At 38.3% G+C, this 21,388-nt stretch carries 19 protein-coding genes; all 19 read right to left on the reverse strand.

The features are described 5' to 3' along the window. Positions 1-33: 33 nt before the first annotated feature. Entirely contained in the window at positions 34-1,071 is a 1,038-nt protein-coding gene (gene recA / locus AC1UFB_RS01680) for a recombinase RecA (RefSeq protein WP_025908597.1), read from the reverse strand. Positions 1,072-1,323: 252 nt separating this feature from the next. Beyond that, positions 1,324-2,562, reverse strand: coding sequence for a competence/damage-inducible protein A (locus AC1UFB_RS01685; RefSeq protein ID WP_061785730.1), 1,239 nt, complete (start codon positions 2,560-2,562; stop codon positions 1,324-1,326). A gap of 13 nt (positions 2,563-2,575) precedes the next feature. Next, the gene (gene pgsA / locus AC1UFB_RS01690) at positions 2,576-3,160 is read right to left on the reverse strand and encodes a CDP-diacylglycerol--glycerol-3-phosphate 3-phosphatidyltransferase (RefSeq protein ID WP_025908595.1); all 585 of its coding nucleotides are present in this window, start codon (positions 3,158-3,160) and stop codon (positions 2,576-2,578) included. A gap of 87 nt (positions 3,161-3,247) precedes the next feature. Beyond that, positions 3,248-4,195 (reverse strand): helix-turn-helix domain-containing protein, encoded by a 948-nt coding sequence (locus AC1UFB_RS01695; protein ID WP_225002363.1) that lies wholly within the window; start codon positions 4,193-4,195, stop codon positions 3,248-3,250. A 12-nt stretch (positions 4,196-4,207) separates the two neighbouring features. Then, a complete protein-coding gene (locus AC1UFB_RS01700; protein WP_035320247.1) occupies positions 4,208-4,999 on the reverse strand; it encodes a DUF3388 domain-containing protein in 792 nt (263 codons plus the stop codon). Between the two features lie 394 nt (positions 5,000-5,393). Continuing rightward, on the reverse strand, positions 5,394-5,654 hold the full coding sequence (locus AC1UFB_RS01705) for a DUF3243 domain-containing protein (protein WP_061785726.1): 261 nt from the start codon (positions 5,652-5,654) through the stop codon (positions 5,394-5,396). Between the two features lie 66 nt (positions 5,655-5,720). Then, positions 5,721-6,446, reverse strand: a complete 726-nt coding sequence (gene ymfI, locus AC1UFB_RS01710) for an elongation factor P 5-aminopentanone reductase (protein WP_482588399.1) — start codon at positions 6,444-6,446, stop codon at positions 5,721-5,723. A 70-nt stretch (positions 6,447-6,516) separates the two neighbouring features. Then, a complete protein-coding gene (gene yfmH / locus AC1UFB_RS01715) occupies positions 6,517-7,800 on the reverse strand; it encodes an EF-P 5-aminopentanol modification-associated protein YfmH (RefSeq protein ID WP_025908590.1) in 1,284 nt (427 codons plus the stop codon). Continuing rightward, positions 7,787-9,082 carry an EF-P 5-aminopentanol modification-associated protein YfmF gene (yfmF, locus tag AC1UFB_RS01720; protein ID WP_025908589.1) on the reverse strand — a complete coding sequence of 432 codons (1,296 nt, stop codon included), beginning with the start codon at positions 9,080-9,082 and terminating at the stop codon, positions 7,787-7,789. The genes yfmH and yfmF overlap by 14 nt, the downstream gene beginning before the upstream one ends. Positions 9,083-9,705: 623 nt before the next feature. Continuing rightward, positions 9,706-10,665, reverse strand: a complete 960-nt coding sequence (locus AC1UFB_RS01725) for an ABC transporter permease (protein ID WP_025908588.1) — start codon at positions 10,663-10,665, stop codon at positions 9,706-9,708. Further along, positions 10,662-11,723 carry an ABC transporter permease gene (locus tag AC1UFB_RS01730; RefSeq protein WP_412760565.1) on the reverse strand — a complete coding sequence of 354 codons (1,062 nt, stop codon included), beginning with the start codon at positions 11,721-11,723 and terminating at the stop codon, positions 10,662-10,664. The genes AC1UFB_RS01725 and AC1UFB_RS01730 overlap by 4 nt, the downstream gene beginning before the upstream one ends. Beyond that, positions 11,717-13,246 (reverse strand): ABC transporter ATP-binding protein, encoded by a 1,530-nt coding sequence (locus AC1UFB_RS01735; protein ID WP_100346940.1) that lies wholly within the window; start codon positions 13,244-13,246, stop codon positions 11,717-11,719. The genes AC1UFB_RS01730 and AC1UFB_RS01735 overlap by 7 nt, the downstream gene beginning before the upstream one ends. Before the next feature lie 125 nt (positions 13,247-13,371). Continuing rightward, positions 13,372-14,451 carry a BMP family lipoprotein gene (locus AC1UFB_RS01740; protein WP_100346939.1) on the reverse strand — a complete coding sequence of 360 codons (1,080 nt, stop codon included), beginning with the start codon at positions 14,449-14,451 and terminating at the stop codon, positions 13,372-13,374. Between the two features lie 128 nt (positions 14,452-14,579). Next, complete coding sequence (locus AC1UFB_RS01745) at positions 14,580-15,305, reverse strand: GntR family transcriptional regulator (protein ID WP_025908584.1); 726 nt, start codon at positions 15,303-15,305, stop codon at positions 14,580-14,582. Between the two features lie 367 nt (positions 15,306-15,672). After that, entirely contained in the window at positions 15,673-18,027 is a 2,355-nt protein-coding gene (locus AC1UFB_RS01750) for an FtsK/SpoIIIE family DNA translocase (RefSeq protein WP_100346938.1), read from the reverse strand. A gap of 137 nt (positions 18,028-18,164) precedes the next feature. After that, positions 18,165-18,374: a YlzJ-like family protein gene (locus tag AC1UFB_RS01755; RefSeq protein ID WP_025908582.1), complete on the reverse strand. Its 210-nt coding sequence runs from the start codon at positions 18,372-18,374 to the stop codon at positions 18,165-18,167. Then, positions 18,371-19,132, reverse strand: a complete 762-nt coding sequence (locus tag AC1UFB_RS01760; RefSeq protein WP_025908581.1) for a ClpP family protease — start codon at positions 19,130-19,132, stop codon at positions 18,371-18,373. The genes AC1UFB_RS01755 and AC1UFB_RS01760 overlap by 4 nt, the downstream gene beginning before the upstream one ends. Before the next feature lie 219 nt (positions 19,133-19,351). Further along, complete coding sequence (locus tag AC1UFB_RS01765; protein WP_100346937.1) at positions 19,352-19,570, reverse strand: hypothetical protein; 219 nt, start codon at positions 19,568-19,570, stop codon at positions 19,352-19,354. Between the two features lie 145 nt (positions 19,571-19,715). Continuing rightward, on the reverse strand, positions 19,716-21,377 hold the full coding sequence (locus AC1UFB_RS01770; RefSeq protein WP_482588405.1) for a ribonuclease J: 1,662 nt from the start codon (positions 21,375-21,377) through the stop codon (positions 19,716-19,718). Between the last annotated feature and the right edge of the window lie 11 nt (positions 21,378-21,388).

Consider the following 21,388-nt stretch of genomic DNA (forward strand, 5'->3'; position numbering starts at 1 on the left):
AAAAAGAGTCTTTTTTAAGCAAAAGAAGTGTTATTAAATTTTCAATTCATCTTGAGCATCGTCTTCAGGCATTTGCTCTGCCGCTTCGTCTAATCCATGATATTCACGAACTTGGCCAGCAATTTCTTGACGAATATCAACATTTTCTTTTAGGAACTGCTTCGCATTCTCACGGCCTTGACCTAAACGTTCTTCGTTATAAGAATACCAAGCTCCACTTTTTTGTACGATATCTAAATCAGAAGCAATATCTAAAATTTCTCCTTCTTTTGAGATTCCTTCTCCGTACATAATATCCACTTCAGCTGCGCGGAATGGTGGTGCTACTTTGTTTTTGACAACTTTAATTCTTGTCTTGTTTCCTACAATATCGTTACCTTGCTTCAACTGCTCAGCACGACGAACTTCAAGGCGCACTGAAGAATAGAACTTAAGCGCACGTCCACCTGGCGTTGTTTCAGGGTTACCAAACATAACGCCAACTTTTTCACGAATTTGGTTAATGAAAACAGCAATTGTTTTCGACTTATTAATAGCACCTGATAGCTTACGAAGTGCTTGAGACATTAAACGAGCTTGTAAACCAACGTGAGAATCTCCCATTTCACCTTCAATTTCAGCCTTAGGCACAAGGGCTGCAACAGAGTCAATAACCAGAATGTCAACTGCTCCACTACGAACTAACGCTTCAGCAATTTCAAGTGCTTGTTCACCTGTATCAGGCTGTGATAAAAGAAGCTCGTCAATATCGACACCCAACTTTTGTGCATACACCGGGTCTAACGCATGCTCAGCATCGATAAACGCTGCTTGTCCACCCTGCTGCTGTACTTCTGCAATTGCATGAAGCGCAACTGTTGTTTTACCAGAGCTTTCTGGACCATAAACTTCAATAATACGTCCGCGTGGATACCCACCTACACCAAGCGCAACATCTAACGCTAGAGAACCACTAGACACAGTTGAAATTTTACGTTCCGTTTGTTCTCCTAATTTCATAATTGAACCTTTACCGAATTGCTTTTCAATTTGTTTTAGAGCCATATCAAGGGCTGCTTGACGATCGTTCACTCGATTTCCTCCTCTATACTTGCTTGCTTTGTTTTATAATTTAAGATTACTACATTGTAGTAGCAATGACGTTTTAATTAACTTTCTATACATAACTATACTCGCTTTTGAGTCATTTGACAAGCAAAAAAGCGAATAAACGTTCGATTTTTTTATTTTAACAGCCAAGACTATATTTTAAAAAAATAACTATTTTATGAAGGAAAAGTCCCTCCTTATTTACACAAGGAGGGACTACACCGCTTCAATATATTACTGTTTCAATAGTTGTAAAAGATAATAAATTCCATAATTCACAGTGCGTTTACGGATACCATCACGACTGCCTGTAAGCTTTAGCGAATACACGCGTGTTTTTTCATTTTTAAAAGCTATACCAATGTAAACTGTACCAACTTCTTTACCTTCTTGCTTAGACGGACCAGCGACGCCTGTAAAGCTAATACCAACATCAGAGCCTGTCAGCTTTTTCACACCAACAGCCATTTCTTCTGCGCATCTCTCGCTAACTGCCCCGTCTTGCTCTAGGGTTTCTTTTGCTACATGTAGCACATTGTGCTTTACCTCAGTGTGATAAGCAACAATGCTACCTTTTACAACATCTCCAGCTCCAGGAATGCTCGTTAGCGTCCCACTAAACAATCCGCCAGTTAAACTTTCAGCTGAAGCAACGGTCACTTCTTGCTCTCGCATTGTAGCAATGAGTTCAGCCTGTAGAGATGTCATATCGTATCCGTAGAAAAACTCTCCTACACGGCTCATAATCTGCTTTTCTACTTCATCAAGCATTCGATGAGCCTCAACCACATCTCCATGCTTAGCCGTTAAGCGAAGCGTTACTTCTCCATCAGCAGCTAACGGCGCAATGGTTGGGTTTGTTTGTGCATCTAATAAATCCTCAATATCTGTTTCTAACTGAGACTCTCCAATTCCAAAGAAACGTAAAACGCGAGATTCAATTTGCTCTTTCATATCTAGCTTTTCTGCTAAATATGCTTGTCCATACGATTCATACATAGGGTAAAGTTCCTTTGGTGGACCAGGAAATAACATGTAGTGAATACCACGCACCGTAATGCCCATTCCTGGTGCCATTCCATAATCGTTTGGCAGTATTGTTGCACCTTCAAGTACAATTGCTTGCTTCCTATTATTAGGCGTCATTGTCCGATTCGTTTTTTCGAAATACGCTTCGATACTTTCAAGCGCTTGCTGATCTGTTACAAGTGAGACACCTAGTTCTGAAGCAATTGTTTCTTTTGTAAGGTCATCTTTGGTTGGCCCAAGCCCACCTGTAAACACAATCAAATCCGCACGTTTTTTGGCGGTCAAAATTGCTTCTTTCAATCGGCTTTCATTATCGCCAACTACCGTATGATAATATACGTTAATACCAAGCTCTGCAAACTTTTTAGATAGGTATTGCGCGTTTGTATTGGCAATTTGGCCTAGCAAAAGCTCTGAACCTACTCCAATAATTTCCGCGTTCATGAAATCATCCCCATTATTTTGAATTAACAAATGCTTGCTTGTTTTTCGCAAAGTAATCCCATCCAGAAATTACTGTAAATACAACAGAAATCCATAGGGCAATTGCTGCAAATGGAAATGACACAAATTCAAAGGGTAAGTTATAAAGTAAAATAGCTGAAATAGCAATAATTTGTGTCCACGTTTTAATTTTACCTAGCATATTTGCAGCAACGACTTCACCTTCTCCAGCAAGAACTAAACGTAAGCCTGTTACTCCAAATTCGCGGCTAATAATAATAATTGCAGCCCAACCTGCACCGGCAATTAAGTCTAAGTCTACAATAGCAATCAAAGCTGCTGAAACCAATAGCTTATCTGCTAGCGGATCTAAAAATTTCCCAAGGTTTGTAACCATATTATACTTACGAGCGTAGTACCCGTCGATCCAGTCTGTTGTGGACGCAATAATAAATAACGCTGCCCCTAATAAATGAGCGATTGGCACGTCCATTCCAGCAGCGCTAACTTCACCAAAAGGTAACGGTGCCATCATTAAAATTAAAAAAAGCGGGATTAAAAAAATTCGAGAGATTGTAATCTTATTTGGTAAATTCACTATTGTTTCCTCCAATTACATACAAAAACGTAAGCCGTGCAAACTGTTGTCGGCACGACTTAACCATTTTTGATACTGCTAAGCTACTTATTGAGCTTTTTCCTGCTCATATTTAATCGTTACAACTTGTCTAACCTGTTGATTTGCATCAAACGGTAAAGAAACATCTTGTCCATTAATTTTCAATTGTACCCCTGGTGAGAATCCAATATTCACTCGAACTTCACTTTCTTTCGTGAAGTCAAACTCTTTTGTCTCACCATTTTTTAACATGGCATTATAAAATGAATTGCCCTTACCATTTTTTACATCTAACCATGTATCAGCTTGAGTAGACGACACTTCTAGCTTAAACTCATCTGTTCCAGATAGCTCATATGTTCCATTGCGGCCTGACTTTTGAACTTCTTTATAAGCTTGCTTTGTTTCTTCTTTTTCTTCATCTTTTTTCTCTTCATCTTCTTTAGCAGCTTTTTCTTTTTCTGCCTTTTCTTTTTCTATTGCTTCTTTTTCTGCCGCTTCTTTAGCAGCTTGGTCTTCATTAGATGCTTGCTGCTCTTCAGATTGTTGTACTTCGTTATTCGTTTGTTCAGTATTTGCAGCCTGATCTTCTTGACGCCCGGATACAATATTTTGAGCAATCACCCAAATGATAATTCCGACTACCAGCACACCAGCAACTACTAAAATCGTCGGTAAATAATCTGCTGCTTTTGACGCTTTCGTATTTTGGGGAATTTCTTTTCGACTGCGAACACGAGATAACGGCTGTGGAATATCATCGGTTTGAGTCGTTGGAATATCCGTTTTGTACTGATCAAAAATGTCATCAGGATTCAATCCTACAGCTTCACAATACTGTTTGATAAACGCTCGCACATAAAATTTCCCTGGCATTACATCATAGTTGCCTTCTTCAATACCAATCAAATAGCGCTTTTGAATTTTTGTGTTTTTTTGTAAATCCTCTAGCGACATCCCTTTATTTTCTCGCTCTTGTCTTAACCTTTGCCCTAACTCTGTCAATATTAACACCTACCAATTATGCTAAAAATCAAACATGGATAATCCACCGTTTGGAAACATTTGCGATCCTTCAATGACTTCATATGTAATCTCTTCATCTGGATCATTTCGTAATTCAATGATATATGCAAAGTCATCCAGCGTATATTCACTATTTTGTACAAATACATCGGGATGCTCAACAATCTTTGTCGCAGGCACATTCATAATTTCACGAACGAGCTGCCAGTGTTTCTCATTCGCCCTTCTTGTTGATACAATACCGTCAATGATAAAGATGTTATTAGAATTATACTCATCTTCAATTAGCTGACTGCGAATCGTTTGTTTTAAAAGCGTTGATGATACAAATAACCATCGCTTATTCGCACAAACACTAGCAGCAACAATCGACTCTGTTTTACCTACACGAGGCATTCCCCTGATACCAATTAACTTATGACCATCTTGCTTAAAAAGCTCTGCCATAAAGTCCACTAGCAGTCCAAGTTCATCTCGTACAAATCGAAATGTCTTTTTATCATCAGCATCTCGTTGAATGTAACGACCGTGACGAACAGCTAAACGATCTCGTAGCTTGGGAGGACGCATCTTTGTCACAACAATATTATCCATTGTTTTTAATATAGATTCAAGCCGCTCAATTTGCTCATGGGAATCACACCTTAGTAATAAACCACGCCTTTTGTCATCTACCCCATTAATTGTAACAATATTAATTGCCAACATTCCTAAAAGAGACGAAATGTCTCCCAATAAACCAGGTCGATTTTTCTGTATTTGATATTCTAAGTACCACTCAATTTTATTCACGAAACCCCTCCTCATCCCATTTGTTCCGTCTAAACCTAATCCAATAATAGAATGAACATATTAAAACGCTCATTCACAGCACAAAAATGCTTGAAGAACGATTAATAAATCACCTCAAACACTACTCGGAGAAGCTGTTATTAGATACGTAAAAAATGCGAGCCTATGAAATGGTACCCGCTGTTATCTTTCCCCTTTTTTCACATAATTTAAATATAAATGATTTTCATTAAATTATAAAGTGTAAAACCTATTTCTTATGTAAATGTTCTTATTGTAAGCGCTGTATTTTTTATCTTTGCTTATCATTGACTTATTTATAAATAAAAAAGAGTCGTTTCTCAAAAAACTTGAGCCGACTCCTTCTTTTGTTCATTTCATTAGCATGGTTATATTAATGAGCAGAACCATTGTTTTGAACAAGCTTCACCATCATATTAGCAATTGCATGTTGCTCTTCTTTTGAAGCAACGCTCCATAAATCTGCTAATACTTTTTCTTGTTCGTTTTTTGCGTCAACTTGGTTCGCTAAGTAGCCACCAATTTGATATGCTAAGTCATTGATTACTTCGTTGTTCATACCCTCGTTTTGAGCATGATGTAAGCGATCGCCTAAAAAGTTTTTCCAGTTATCCCAATTGTCTAATACTGACATGAGTAGCCCTCCTTAAGGTTTATTCATATCATAGTTTGTACACCTTCCTCTTTTTTATTCGCGTTATTATGTATGCCAACCGCCATCTACTGATAAAATTTGCCCTGTCATATAAGAAGACTGATTAGACGTTAGATAAGCCACAACATCTGCAATTTCTGACGGCTTCCCAATCCGTCCCATGGGAATTTCTTGCTCCATCATTTCAACATCTTCTTCTGTATAATCGGCTAACATATTTGTTAAAATAGCTCCTGGTGCAACCCCATTTACTCGAACTCCACTTAACGCAACCTCTTTGGCCAATGCTTTGACAAAAGTATTCTGAGCGCCTTTCACCATTGAATACAACACTTCATAAGAAGCTCCTTCTAATCCCCAAATAGATGAGACAACGATAATATTCCCATTTTTCTTCTGAATCATTTTAGGAAGAACAAACTTGGTGATTCGATAAAGAGCTGTTACGCTTAAATACACCATTTCTTCAATTTGGTTATCTGAAACATCAGTCATTAATCCTGATAAACTTTGACCGCTATTATAAATAAGTACGTCTATCGGAACAGAAAGAGTAGCTAAAAACCGATCTACGCCATCTTTTGAAGATAAATCTCCTTGCACAACGATAATATTGTTTGTGTAGAAGCGAAGTCGGCTAGCAATTTCGTTAACTGAAGCTTCGTTTTGGTGGTAATGCAGAACTACCCCATACCCTTCCTTTACCATTTTCTCCGCAATAGTACTGCCAATTCCGCCACTTGCTCCTGTAATTAGCGCATATTTCTCCATGTTGATTCTCCTTATATTATCCATTAAAAAAGCTGACTCAACGTCAGCTTTTCATATACTATCTTATCACTTATTTTGGTACAACCTCACATACAGTAAAGCTCTCCTCATGGATCATATCATCCATTACGTGCTTCACATCTGCAACTGTCAGTTTCTCAAGCGTATCTACAACATCAAATAAATTCATATCGTTAAACGCATAGCGAGTAAACTGATTGGCAATAAACTCTGGAGAATTTAAAGCTCGCAAAAATTCTCCAATTTTTTTCTTTCTTACTCGTTCTAATTCTTCTTCTTGCAAACCGTTGGATTTCACTTCAAGCAAAATTTCTTTAATGCGAGCATAAAATTTTTCCGGATTTTCTGTATCTCCACCAATTAACGCAAAACCAAAGCCATTTTCTTCAGTATAGTCGTATGAGAATGTCTCATCAATCAGTCCATTTTTATAAAGTTCCTCATAGTAAGAAGAGCTTTTTCCAAACGCAAGGTCAAGTACAATGTTCATCGCAAGCTCATGTCGAAGCATATCTTGCCCCGAACGTTCAGGCTTTCTTGTTTTTAAACCAACCATTGCTTTAGAGGCTTGAACAGGCATATTTAATACCTGCTTTTGTTCCGCTACTGTTTCTGGTTCTTTATCAAAATGACGAGTAATTTCAGGCATATCTTCATAATCTTTTTTAGCTTGATTTTCACGAATTTGAGTCATTACCTTTTCTGCATCAACGGGCCCTACCACAAATAATAACATATTACTCGGATGATAAAACGTTTCGTAGCACGTATAAAGCAAATCCTTTGTAATATGAGAAATGGACTCGATGGTACCAGCAATATCAATTTTCACAGGATGATTTTTATACATGTTTTGAATTGTTCCAAAGTACAAGCGCCAGTCCGGATTATCATCATACATCGTAATCTCTTGTCCAATAATTCCTTTTTCTTTCTCGACTGTCTTTTCAGAGAAATACGGTTCTTGAACAAAGTCTACAAGCGTCTCTAAATTTTGTTCAAAGTTAGACGTACAGCTAAATAAATATGCTGTTCGCGTAAATGATGTAAATGCATTGGCAGATGCCCCCTGCTTGCTAAATTGTTGGAATACATCACCATCTTCTTTTTCAAACAGCTTATGCTCTAGAAAATGCGCAATCCCATCAGGAACTTTAATCATTTTATCTTCCCCAAGCGGAACAAACTGATTGTCAACGGAACCATATTTTGTGGTAAACGTCGCAAACGTCTTGTTAAATTCAGGCTTTGGTAAAATATAAACTTCTAATCCATTGTCCATTTTTTCATGATAAAGCTGCTCTTTCAGCTGGGAAAATTCAATTTTCTCCATTGTTTTCACCGCCTTTTCCTGTTAAGAAATACACTGTATCCATCTGAATATTCTCAGCTACTTTCACAATTTCTTGTTTTGATACTGCATCAATTTGTTTGAGGTATTCATCAACGGAAATACTTTTCCCTGTTAATTCATTATGGTACATAACTTCAACCAGCCCTCGTGGTGTATCCACCGTTTCTAACAGTTGATTATGAATAACTGCTTTTGTTTGAGCGATTTCGCTATCGGTAAACGATCCATTTTTCATTTCTTCCATTTGTTCTTTAATAATGGTTACAGCCTGATCATAGTTTTTCGCATCGATTCCTGACATAACCATCAGAAGACCTTTATGACTTTCAACTCGCGATGCAGCATAGTAAGCTAAGCTTGCTTTTTCACGGACATTGATGAACAACTTTGAATGAGAAAAGCCGCCAAATATACCGTTAAACACTTGAAGAGCAAAGTACTGACGATCTCCGTATACAACGTTTGTACGGTAGCCAATGTTTAACTTCCCTTGCTTTACCTCTTGTTTTTCTACGACTTCATTTACATCGGTAATTTCTTTTTTCGTAATTGAACGTTTGATTTCTTTTGGTTGACGCTGCGGCAAATCAAACGCTTGCTCAACCGTGGTTTTTACTTCTTGTTCATGAAAATCGCCAATGACATAGAGATGAATGGCGTCTTCTTTTAATACATGTTGATAATACTCATAAAGCGTAGCTGCTGTAATCGACTCAATATCATCAATTCGACCATTAACATGTAGAGAGTACGGCTCTTCCTTACACATCTCTTCAACTAAGCGAAGGTTTGCATAGCGCATTTTATCGTCAAAGACTGCTTGAATACGTTGACGCAGAGAGCGCTTTTCTTTTTCCATTGCATCATTTAAGAAAGCTCCCTCCTCCGTTGCCGGCTTCAAGAGGATTTCACCAAGCAGCGTGAGTGCTTTTTGAAGAAGAGGAGTTGAATCTTTTAAATATTTTTCGTTCGCTATATCAATTCGAATGGTTATATCGTGGTTATCACCTTTTTTCGTCAAATCCACCTGCAAAGTTGCACCATAGAGTTCATCTAAATATGTACGCAGCTGTGTTGTCGTTGGAAAAGATTCTGTAGCACTTTGTAATACATAAGGTAAAAGAGCTCGCATCGTCACCGTTTTTTCATTCAATGGAGCATTTAATTTTAAAATAAACGTATTGGTTTTATACTTTGTAGTTGGAATTGTATGTAGCGTTAAGCCATTCAATTCGTGCTTTTGTTCAGTCAATAATTTCATAGAGATACCTCCTTATTAATAGTAAGTTTGCTAAAAACAACACAATACCTTTATTTTTAGTTTATTTTGCCGTTTTTAGTCTTACCTTCACTATATCCAATTAGAGGAAAGATTTTCAAGGAAACAACTTTCGTATAAGTCCTTCTTGAATAAAGACTAAATAAGATAAGCAATTTAGCTTTTTTGCATAGGTGCAAAATAAATTATATTTCCAATTAACAGTTCACCTTGTATTTGTACATTCACTGTGACAGAAACACTTTCCTTTTTCCACAAACTACATCTGAACTAAGAGAGGCTGGAACATAACTAAATGACCTCTTCTCAAAAACGAATCATGATTTTTCTACAATAGTTAGTTTTTAAAAACAAGTTCGTTCCATTGCGTTGCAGACACTCGCTTTCCATGGGGCGGAATCCCAGCCTCTTTGCTGCGCTGCTGGGTCTCAGCTCTTCCTTTATCTCCCGCAGCAGTCGCGTGTCCTACGCTTCATTTCACTAGTTTTTTAATTGTTTTCCGCACTAACAAAAAATATCCAAACTATCGAAAGGAGTTAACTCGCGATAGTTCGGATAGATCATTAACTGAAATACGTATGTCCTAGCCTCAGAAAACCATTCTATTATCTTTTACCTTTTTCATAAGGCGTACCAAGTGCTTTCGGTGCCTCTGCTCGACCGACAAATCCAGCTAGCGCCAAAATTGTTAAGACGTAAGGAGCAATTGTTAAAATAACAGTTGGAATGTCTTGAATAACTGGAATCTGTGCTCCTGTAATACTTAGGGATTGTGCTAAGCCAAAGAAGAGAGCCGCTCCCATCGCACCAATTGGATGCCATTTTCCAAAGATCATGGCAGCAAGCGCTAAGAAGCCCTGTCCAGAAATGGTACCTGCTGAAAAATTTGTGGCGATTGATGTTGCATATACAGCACCACCGATACCTGCTAACACACCAGATAGCATAACGCCTACATATCTCATTCTGATAACTTTAATTCCCATTGTATCTGCAGCCATCGGATGTTCACCTACAGAACGAAGACGCAACCCAAACGGCGTTTTGTAAATGATATACCATACAACAAAGGCTAACAAAATTGCTAAGTATGACGTCACTGGAACATTAGAGAAAAATAGCTTACCAATAACCGGGATATCAGATAGAACAGGAATGCTTGTTTTATCAATACGGAATTGAATAAAATCCGTTTGTCCTTTTCCAAAGATTTTCTTGATTAAAAAGATAGATAAACCTCCAGCTAAGAAGTTGAGCGCAACTCCGCTGACTACTTGATCTGCTTTAAGCGTAATACTTGCTACGGCATGAATAAGTGAAAAGATTGCACAAACCCCTGCTGCAATTAAAATTGAAACCCAAGGTGCCCATGCACCCAATGAATCTTGAAGAAGTAGTGTTGAAACAATTCCCGTAAATGCACCAAACATCATAAGACCTTCAAGACCAATATTTACAACACCAGACTTCTCACTGAACACTCCACCTAATGCTGTAAAAATAAGCGGTGCCGCAGAGTACAGCGCAGCTGGAATAATTATAATTAAAACGTCTAAGAAACTCATTGTGCTCCTCCTTTACTTAAACGACCAATAATCCAACGAATAAGGTAACTGGACGCCACGAAGAAAATGATAAGAGCGATAACAATCTCAATTAATTCCGACGGCACCCCCGCCATAAAGTTCATTTGTGGTGCTGCTGTTTGCAACCCTCCAAATAGGAAAGAAGCAAGTAAGATACCAATTGCACTATTGGCTCCTAAAAGAGCAACAGCAATTCCGTCGAACCCTGTTCCAGTAAATGACGTAAAAGTATTCATATATTGGAATGTACCAAGGCCTTCCATTGCACCGGCTAATCCTGCAAATGCACCGGATACTGACATGGAAAGGATGATGTTGCGAGATACATTCATCCCTGCATATTTAGAAGCCTGCTGATTAAACCCAACGGCCCGAAGTTCAAAGCCTTTTGACGTTTTGTTCAATAGAAACCACATTACAAAAGCTGCTAAAAACGCGACAATAATCCCATAGTGTAAACGAGAATTGTTCGTTGCTTCAGCTAAAAATGAAGATGCCAATGAAGCTGACTCATGGATGTTGTACGATTTTTCATTTCCTGCATATAAAAACTCACGAATGATACTGCTGGTTGTATACAGTGCAATATAGTTCATCATAATAGAGACAATAACCTCATGAACATGAAAGCGTGCTTTTAAAAACCCAGGAATAAAGGCCCACAATGCACCAGCAACACCTGCTGTAAGGATTGCGAGTGGTATATGAATAACAGACGGAAGTTCAAAAGCGTAGCCTACCCAAACCGCTGCTAACCAGCCAACGAGTAGCTGACCTTCTACCCCAATATTAAATAAGCCTGTCTTATAGGCAAACGCCACGGCAATACCAGCTAAAGCAAGAGGCGTCATTGCACGAATCGTTTCACCTATAGCTTTTGGACTACCCAACATACCGTTAAATAAAGAATCATACCCTTTTACCGCATCATAGCCTCCAAGAACCATGATAATTGCACCAGCAAGTAACCCTAAAATTGCCGAGATAACTGGAATTAGAATATGAATGGTTCGCTCATTTCTTAGCCATTTCATGATGTTTCACCTGCTTTCTCGCGCTTTCCGCCTGCCATTAATAACCCAAGCTCCTGCTCATTCGTCTCGTTTGGGTTCACAATATCAACGATTTTACCTTCGTAGATAACAGCTATACGATCACTTAAATTCATAACTTCATCCAGTTCTAAAGATACAAGAAGAACCGCTCTTCCTTTATCACGCTCTTCGATTAATTTACGATGAATAAACTCAATTGCTCCCACATCCAATCCGCGTGTCGGCTGAGCTGCAATTAATAACTCCGGACTGCGGTCTACTTCACGAGCGATAATGGCTTTTTGCTGGTTACCTCCAGAAAGGGCTCGAGCTTGCGTATACTCACTCGGTGTGCGAACATCATATTCTGCAATGAGTTCTTTCGCTTTTCTATAAATCTCTTTATAGTTCAAAATACCTCTTTTAGACATTGGTTCTTTGTAATACGTTTGAAGTGCGATGTTTTCACCAATTGTGTAGTCCAAAACAAGGCCGTGCTTATGGCGGTCTTGAGGAATATGTCCTACACCTGATTCAGTAATTTTACGTGCTGATAGCTTTGTGAGGTCACTTTCATTTAGCTTAATAAAACCTGATTTGATTTTTGTAAGACCTGTGAGGGCTTCAATTAGTTCTGTTTGCCCATTACCATCTACTCCTGCAATTCCTACAATTTCACCCGCTCTGACAGTTAGCGATAGATCATTAACAGCTGCTACTCCGCGGGCATCTTCCACGACTAAGCCATCTATTGTTAACACAGCATCTTTTGGTTCTGCTGTTTTCTTTTCTGTTTTAAAATGCACTTCACGTCCAACCATTAAGGACGCCAATTCATCTGGATTGGTCTCAGAAACCGTCACTGTTCCAATCCCTACACCTTTGCGAATAATCGTACAGCGGTCACAAACTGCCATAATTTCTTTTAATTTATGAGTAATTAAAATAATGGATTTTCCTTCTTTAATTAAACGCTTCATAATTTCAATTAATTCTGTGATTTCTTGAGGTGTAAGAGCCGCTGTCGGCTCATCAAAGATTAAGATTTCTGCACCGCGATATAAGGTTTTTAAAATTTCGACACGCTGCTGCATACCAACTGAAATATCCTCAATTTTTGCATATGGATCAACAGAAAGCCCGTATTGATTTGATAGTGCCTCAATCTCTTTAGCAGCTTTTGCAATGTTAATCTTTCCTGCTTTTGTAGGCTCATTTCCGAGGATAATATTTTCAGTAACCGTGAAATTTTGCACAAGCATAAAGTGCTGGTGAACCATTCCAATTCCTAGGTCATTTGCAATATTTGGATTCGTAATTTTAACAGCTTTTCCTTTGACCTTTATTTCACCTTTTTCAGGTTGATAAAGCCCAAAAAGAACGTTCATCAGCGTTGATTTCCCTGCACCATTTTCACCTAGTAAAGCATGGATTTCTCCTTTTTTCACTTGGAGTGTAATGTTATCATTCGCTACGATACCCGGAAACTCTTTACGAATATTTAGCATTTCAATTACATATTCCACTATGTTCACTCCCTATTTGTATCTAGAGTAAAGTCTATTACTTTTTCTTATCATCTTAAAGGCTATGAAAAAGGCTAGTGGTTCACTAGCCTTTTTTCATATCTATCCTGTTGTGATATGAAGAATTATTTAAGAGTTTTCTCAAATTCTTTATATGCATCATCTGTTGCTGGTACTTTAATTTCGCCATCTAAGATTTTTTGCTTGTACTCTTCAACCGCGGTTTTTGACTCGTCTGTTACATTATCCATAGTTGGAGCAATACCAACCGCATCTTCTTGAAGTCCAAACACTACTTCTTCTCCACCAGGGAATTTTCCGTCTTTTGCTTGTTTTGCTACTTCTTCAACCGCAATATCCACACGTTTTACCATCGATGTTAGCGTTACGTTTTCTGGCATACCTTCTTGGTGTTGGTCACGGTCTACGCCAATTACCCAAACCTTTTCACCTTTTTTCGCACGGTTTTTCGCTTCAGTGAATACTCCGTTACCAGTACCACCTGCTGCGTGATATACAATGTCAGCACCTTGACTATACATTGTTGATGCAATCGCTGAACCTTTTTCTGGAGCGTTGAAGTCTTCCGCGTACTGAACAACTACCTCAGCGTCTGGGTTTACAGCTTTAACACCTGCTTTAAAGCCATTTTCAAACTTTTTAATTAACGGAGATTCTACTCCACCAACAAAGCCGATTTTATTGGTTGCTGTTTGTTTAGCTGCAACTACACCTACTAAGAATGAGCCTTGCTCTTCGTTAAATAGAATGCTTGCAACGTTATCTAAGTTTTCTGACTTTAACGTGTCATCAACTAGTGCAAAATGTGATTCTGGATATTGACCAGCTACTTTTTTAATGTCCTCTTTCAGTAAGAAACCGATACCGTACGTAAGGTTATAGCCTGCTTCAGCAAACGTTGATAAGTTACTTTGGTATTCAGCAGCTTCAGCCGATTGCAGATATTTATAACCTGTACCTTCTTCTAATTTATTTTCTTTCCCGAATTTTGTAAGACCTTCCCATGCTGATTGGTTAAATGATTTGTCATCAACTCCACCAGTATCTGTAACCATCCCTACTTTAAAATCAGAAGCCGCTTTTTCACCGCTTCCGCTTTCTGAGTCACTAGATCCACAGGCACTTAATAATGTACCTGCTGCTAACATAAGTGATAAAGCCATTCCATATTTACGTTTTGTCATTTTATTAACCCCCCAAATAGTGTAAAAGAATCGTAGTTCTACTTCACGTTCGTCGCGCTTGGTATTGAACACCTCCTTAAAAGAATCAGCGCACAATCATTACTAAAATTGCGAAAACTTAAAACCTATTAAACTCTTTTTCTTAATACTTGGAAACTAAATTTATCTGCTTTGAAATAGTTAATGGAATATAAAATTGGTTCATCATATTGGTCATAATGCATTTGTCGCAGTACAAGAAGCGCTGTCTCTGGACTGCATTGTAAAATGGGAGAAACTTTTTCATGGTACCCGATCGGCTCAATATGAGCTACTGCATATGAAATATGTTTGCCAGCCTGTTTTTCAAGAATTTCTAATAAAGACTCTTGCTTATATTCAAAATCTTCAGGTAGTATTGCTTGTGGAACTTTGTCCATGCAGTATACAACCGGCTCATTATTTGCAGTTCTCACACGCTCAACAAAAAGCATTTTTTCATCGATTTGACAGCCAAAACGCTCTATGTCATTTTCTGAAGCCACTTGCACATTTGATGATAAGAAAATGGTACCCGGCTTCATTCCAGCTTGTTCAATCATATGTGTTATACTATTTAATTGCTCAATGCCTGAAAGAAACGTTGGCTTAGCATTAACAAACGTACCTACTCCATGTCTTCTGACAATGACGTTTTCTTCTTCTAATATGCGAAGTGCTTCACGCAGCGTCGCTCTGCTTACGCCTAACTGTTTTGACAAATCAAACTCTGATGGAAGTCTCTCTTTTTCTTTAAAAACTCCTCGTTCAATGTTTTGTTTAATGTTATCAATCACTTGTAAATACAAATGTCGATTATCCGCTCGAATAGACATCACACTTCCTCCATACCCTAAACTAGTCATCAGACCTCTGATGTTTGACTCTTTAATCGAAAATAATATATCATTTTTTTCGACATAAATAAATAGGTTATATTAATTTTATGTAAAAAATTTTAATATTTTTTAAAAAATATTGATTTTTTCTATTTGTTGCATGTAAGCATGTCTAACAACCCCATATTTCAATATTTATTTATTAAAGACAAACAAATAATTAATTTTAAAAAATAACATTCGTATTTTACCTAACAAAATATGATAACACATTTTTTTATAATACCTTTTTATAAAAAAATAACAGCATTTATGACAAAAAAAGACGTAGGGCATATGCTCTACGTCTTCTCTAACCATTTAATTATGTTCCAACATCTTCGTTTTGTTGTGAAACAAGTACTGCTCGAGGTTTACTACCTTCATAAGGTCCGACAACTCCACGTTCTTCCATTGCATCAATCAGGCGAGCTGCGCGATTATACCCAATTCTAAAGCGCCTTTGTAGCATTGAAACAGATGCTGTTTGCATTTCTGCTACAAGCTGAACTGCCTCATCATACAATTCATCCGCTACTTCTTCCACTTGTTCTGGCGCGTCTGTTGGAATCATTTCTTCCTGGTATTGCGCTTTTTGCTGAGCAATAACGAAATCAACCACTTCTTCAACTTCTTCATCAGATAGAAATGCTCCCTGTACACGTACTGGCTTAGAAGCTCCGACCGGCATAAACAGCATATCTCCACGGCCTAACAGCTTCTCGGCTCCTCCCATATCTAAAATGGTACGAGAATCGGTTTGAGAGGATACGCTAAACGCAATTCGAGACGGAATATTCGCTTTAATAACCCCTGTAATAACGTCAACAGACGGCCTTTGTGTTGCAATAATTAAATGAATTCCTGCTGCACGCGCCATCTGTGCTAAACGAGTAATCGAATCTTCAACGTCTGATGAAGCAACCATCATTAAGTCAGCTAACTCATCGACAATAACAACAATGTAAGGTAGTGTCGGTTGCTTAGCATCCGAGTCATCATTGTGGCGCTTCACAAGATCATTATAGCCTTCAATGTTTCTTGTACCACTGTGTGAAAAGAGCTCATAGCGGCGCTCCATTTCGCTTACGACTTTCTTTAAAGCTTGAGATGCTTTCTTTGGATCAGTAACAACGGGTGCCAGTAGATGTGGAATACCATTATACATATTAAGTTCCACCATTTTAGGGTCAATCATCATGAGCTTGACTTCATGGGGCTTCGTTCTCATTAAAATACTAATGATAATTCCGTTAATACAAACACTTTTACCGCTTCCTGTCGCTCCGGCAACAAGCATATGAGGCATTTTATTTAATTCCGCTAAGACAGCGTCGCCAGATATATCTCTTCCCAGCCCCACTAGCAGCTTTTTATCAGGATCCATTTTGTCTTTGGATTCCAAGACTTCACGAAGCGAAACCATTGCTACCTCTTCATTAGGGACTTCAATACCTACTGCTGATTTACCTGGAATAGGCGCTTCAATTCGAATATCTTTCGCAGCAAGAGCTAAAGCTAAGTCATCGCTTAAATTTACGATTTTACTTACTTTCACCCCAACATCCGGATATACTTCATATTTGGTAACAGCAGGTCCTAAGTGAACCTTGGCAACCGTGGCTTTTACACCAAAGCTTTGAAACGTTTTTTCTAGTTTTTCAGCATTTTTATAAATATTCTTCTTCTCTTTTGCTTGATTACTTTTCTTCGGCATTGTTAACAATCGGATAGGTGGAAGTTCATATTCCATGTTTTCAGCTTCCACAAATGAAATAACAGGCGCCTTTTCTTCTTGTTGAGCTGGGCTTTCTTTCTTTTCCACTGGTTGAACAGGCTTAACTGTTGGCTGTGGCTGAGGGTCTGGCTGAGCCTGAACAGACGCTGGAAGTGAATCAGCTTCTTCTTCATAATCAAAGTGCTCAATAATTGGAGGCTGCTTTGCAATGACAGGTGCTTCTACTTCCTGTTCATCACTCTCCTCCTCTTCTTCCACAGTTAGTTTACGCTTTTTCTTCCCTTTAGATCTTTGCTTCTTTTTAGAAGCCCAATTTGTAATATCTTCCCAACCCTCTTTTAATTCCGTGACTAAAAAGCGGACAATTGGCGTTAATACCTTTCGAAGCGTTTCGTGTAAAGAACGTCCCGTAATTAATAACACGCCAATCACAATTAAGAGGGAAGCAATGAGCTCAGTTCCTAAACTGTCAAATAAATAATAGAACATCGCAAACATAACGGCTCCAACCATTCCTCCACCTAAATCACTGCGATTTACTTCCCCAGTTGCTTCTAGCATGTATAAATCCCATGTATTTAAAATGACTGAAGGATCAGTAAAAGTACCATTCTTAGAAAGGTTTTCAAATAGCGTGACGTGACTAAATAATAAAATTGCTAAAATAATTAAATATGTACCAACTAGTTGTCTTGTTATAAACGGTGGCAGTGCCCTTTTCCAAATAATATAGCCTGCCAGCACAAGCAAGCCGATTAGCATAAGCATGTACCACTCACCAATAAAAAGGCGAACAAGCAGCACAAGCGCCTGGCCAACCGCACCAAGCCCTGCCATCGCAATTAATGTAATAGCTAATAATAATAAGCCTATGAGTTCAAATCGGACAATACGTTTCCATTCTTCTTTCTTAAATTTTCCTCTTCGCTTTTTCTTTGCCATGTTCTCACTCCAATCAACGTCTTCCTATGTTGATTTTCTTATTCATATAAACTGAACAAAAAAGCAGCCATTACTCGGCTGCAACATACTCATTTATTATTATACCATATAGTTTTAGTAAAATTATACTCAAATCCTTACGACAGAATTTGACCAGGATAATATTTTTTGTCTAAATAATGCTGAGGGTCTGTGCTTAAAATACGTACAATTTGCTGTTGATTGTATTCGTTTTCTTCTACAAGCATGGAAATGCCATTATACTGCATCATTTTCTGTTTTGGAAGCTCGGCTTGTGTTGTATCGGGATAAATTAGCTCTTGGGGCATCATTGTATACAAAATCATTGCAATAACTGGTTCTCCTGTTGATGTTGACCCTTCTGTTCAATAAGCTCATTAAGCTTTTTAATAGCTTGACCTACCCCGCCAACTTCATCAATTAATCCGTATTCAACTGCATCGGCTCCCACAACATTTGTTCCAATGTCTCGTGTTAGATTACCTTTTGAAAACATAAGCTCTTTAAATTTTTCTTCGGTAATATTTGAATGATGCGTAACGAAATTGACCACCCGTTCCTGCATTTTATCTAAGTATTCAAATGTTTGAGGTACGCCAATAACTAAGCCCGTCAAACGGATTGGGTGTATTGTCATTGTAGCAGTGCCAGCAATAAAGGAATAATGAGTGGATACTGCAATTGGGACTCCAATTGAATGTCCTCCTCCAAGCACAATTGATACTGACGGTTTTGAAAGAGAAGCAATCATTTCAGCAATTGCTAAACCAGCTTCTACGTCTCCACCTACCGTATTTAAAATAATTAATAAACCCTCAATGTTAGGGTTTTGCTCAATCGCTACAATTTGTGGAATAACATGCTCGTATTTTGTCGTTTTATTTTGAGGCGGTAGCTGCATATGCCCTTCTACTTGCCCTACAATTGTTAAACAGTGAATCTTTGAATCCTGTGGCATCTGTGCAACGTTTGTTTGTCCTAGCTGCTGAATTTTATCCAAAATACCACCTTTAGTATTCTCTTCACCTTTTTCAGGTTGCTGTGGTGCTGTTTCCGAAGAATTCATTTCATTGGGTTCAAACATCATTTTGCTCCTTTCCAACAATAATATTGTTAGTATGAGCTTTTCTTTTTTATTAAATCCATCGCTTTTACAATTCATACTGTTTCTTAATAAAAAGAGTCCAAATGCTTCTTTTTCAAAGGCGAACTCTGACTGTTCTAAACGAGTTAGGTTGAAAGTACAAGTTTACTCCATTGCGCTGCAGCCACTCACTTTCCACTCTTTTTTAAACTTGTTTTCCTACTCACCAAAAAGAGTTTGGGACATAACAAAATGATTGCTTCTAAGAGACGAACAATAGCTGTTCCAATCTTTTTGGTTTGTCTGAACACGTTCGTTCCATTGCGCTACGGCCACTCGCTTTCCGCGGGGAGGAACCTGAGCTTCCTCGCTGCGCTGCGGGATCTCCGTTTTCCCTCTCTTTCCCGCAGGAGTCGAGTGCCCTACGCTCCATTCCACCCTGTTTCCAACATTGTTTTCACAATCAACAAAAAACCTGAACGATTAAAAGTGAGAAACTCTCAATCGTTCAGGTTTATCATTGGCTGAATTACTTATGTCCCAGCCTCATGTCATTAGCTTTTACCTTCCAGCCTCTTAACTCTTATATTTCCATGATAATTGGTAAAATCATCGGTTTACGTCTTGTTTTTTCATATAAAAACTGATTTAACGCTTCGCGCATTTTTAATTTTAAAGATGACCATTCAATCACTTTTTCTTCCATGCACTTTGCTAAAATCTCTTCAACCACTTTTCCTGCCTCTGTAAGTAGAGCTTCCGATTCTCTTACATACACAAACCCTCGAGAAATAATTTCCGGTCCTGCCACAACAGTACGCTGCTTTTTATTGATTGTAACCACCACTGTTAAAATTCCATCTTGTGATAGCAAGCGACGATCACGTAAGACAATATTACCAATGTCACCCACACCTAGTCCATCTATTAACGTATTTCCTGCATAGATACGTCCTGATGGCTGCATGCGACCGTCTTTATACTCAATTACATCACCTTTATCAAGTACAAAAATTTCATCATCACCTAAGCCTATTTCCTTTGCAATTTTTTCATGTGATTTTTGCATACGATATTCGCCGTTTACAGGGATTAAGTATTTAGGATTCATTAAATTCAACATGAATTTTAGTTCTTCTTGACTGCCATGCCCAGAAGCGTGAACTTGCTTTTGGCTATGAACGACGTTTGCTCCTAAGCGACTAATAATGTCGATTACTTTTGCAAAGATTACTTCATGGCCCGGAATTGGTGTTGCAGCAATTAGCACCGTGTCGTCTTTTTTCACTTGAATAAATTTATGAGATTGTTTGGCCATGCGATGTAATGCTGCCATTGGCTCTCCTTGATGCCCTGTCGTTAGCACAACCGTTTCGTGCTCAGAAATATCGCGAAGCTTTTGCACAGGGACAATTAAATCTTCGGGTATTGATAAGTGTCCAAGTTCCACTGCGATTTCAATTGTTTTCATCATACTTTTTCCAACTACAACTAGCTTGCGATTGGTTTCATACACTGCCTGAATTACCTGCTGAATCCGCTGAATGTTTGAGCTATATGTCGCTACAATAATTCGTCCTTTTGTATGATGGAACAGCGAAGCAACCTCTTGACCAATTACAGCTTCAGATGTTGTATATCCAGGCTTTTCAGCATTGATACTATCAGATAGCAAGCACAATACTCCTTGCTCACCAATCATCGCCATTTTTCCAATATCAGGTTTTTTTGACAAACGATTTTGATCGAAAATAAAGTCTCCTGTATGTACGATTGCACCATGTGAAGTATGCAAACAAATGCCTACTGAGTCAGGAATACTGTGGTTTGTTCGGAAAAATGAAACGCTTACGTTCTCAAACGAAAGACGTGTCGATGAGCTGATAACGTTTAACAATGAGAAACTATTTAGTCCAACCTCTTTCATTCTTTCTTTTACTAACGCAAGGGTAAATACCGTTCCATATACGGGCACTTCAAGTTTTTTTGAAATAAATGGAATAGCACCAATTTGTTCTTCGTGACCATGCGTTAAGAAAATAGCTTTTACACGTTCCTTATTTTCAATTAAATACGAAATATCAGGAATCACCATATCAATTCCAAGCATATCCCCGCCTGGAACCTTTGCTCCTGCATCTAGTACATAGATATCGTCGTTCACCTCAACGATGTACATATTTTTACCGATTTCTCCTATACCACCCAAAGCTGAAATTTTAATATTTTCTGTCTTTTTATCCAATTCCGTTTCCT

This window comes from Priestia sp. KCTC 13724, from assembly GCF_056820425.1.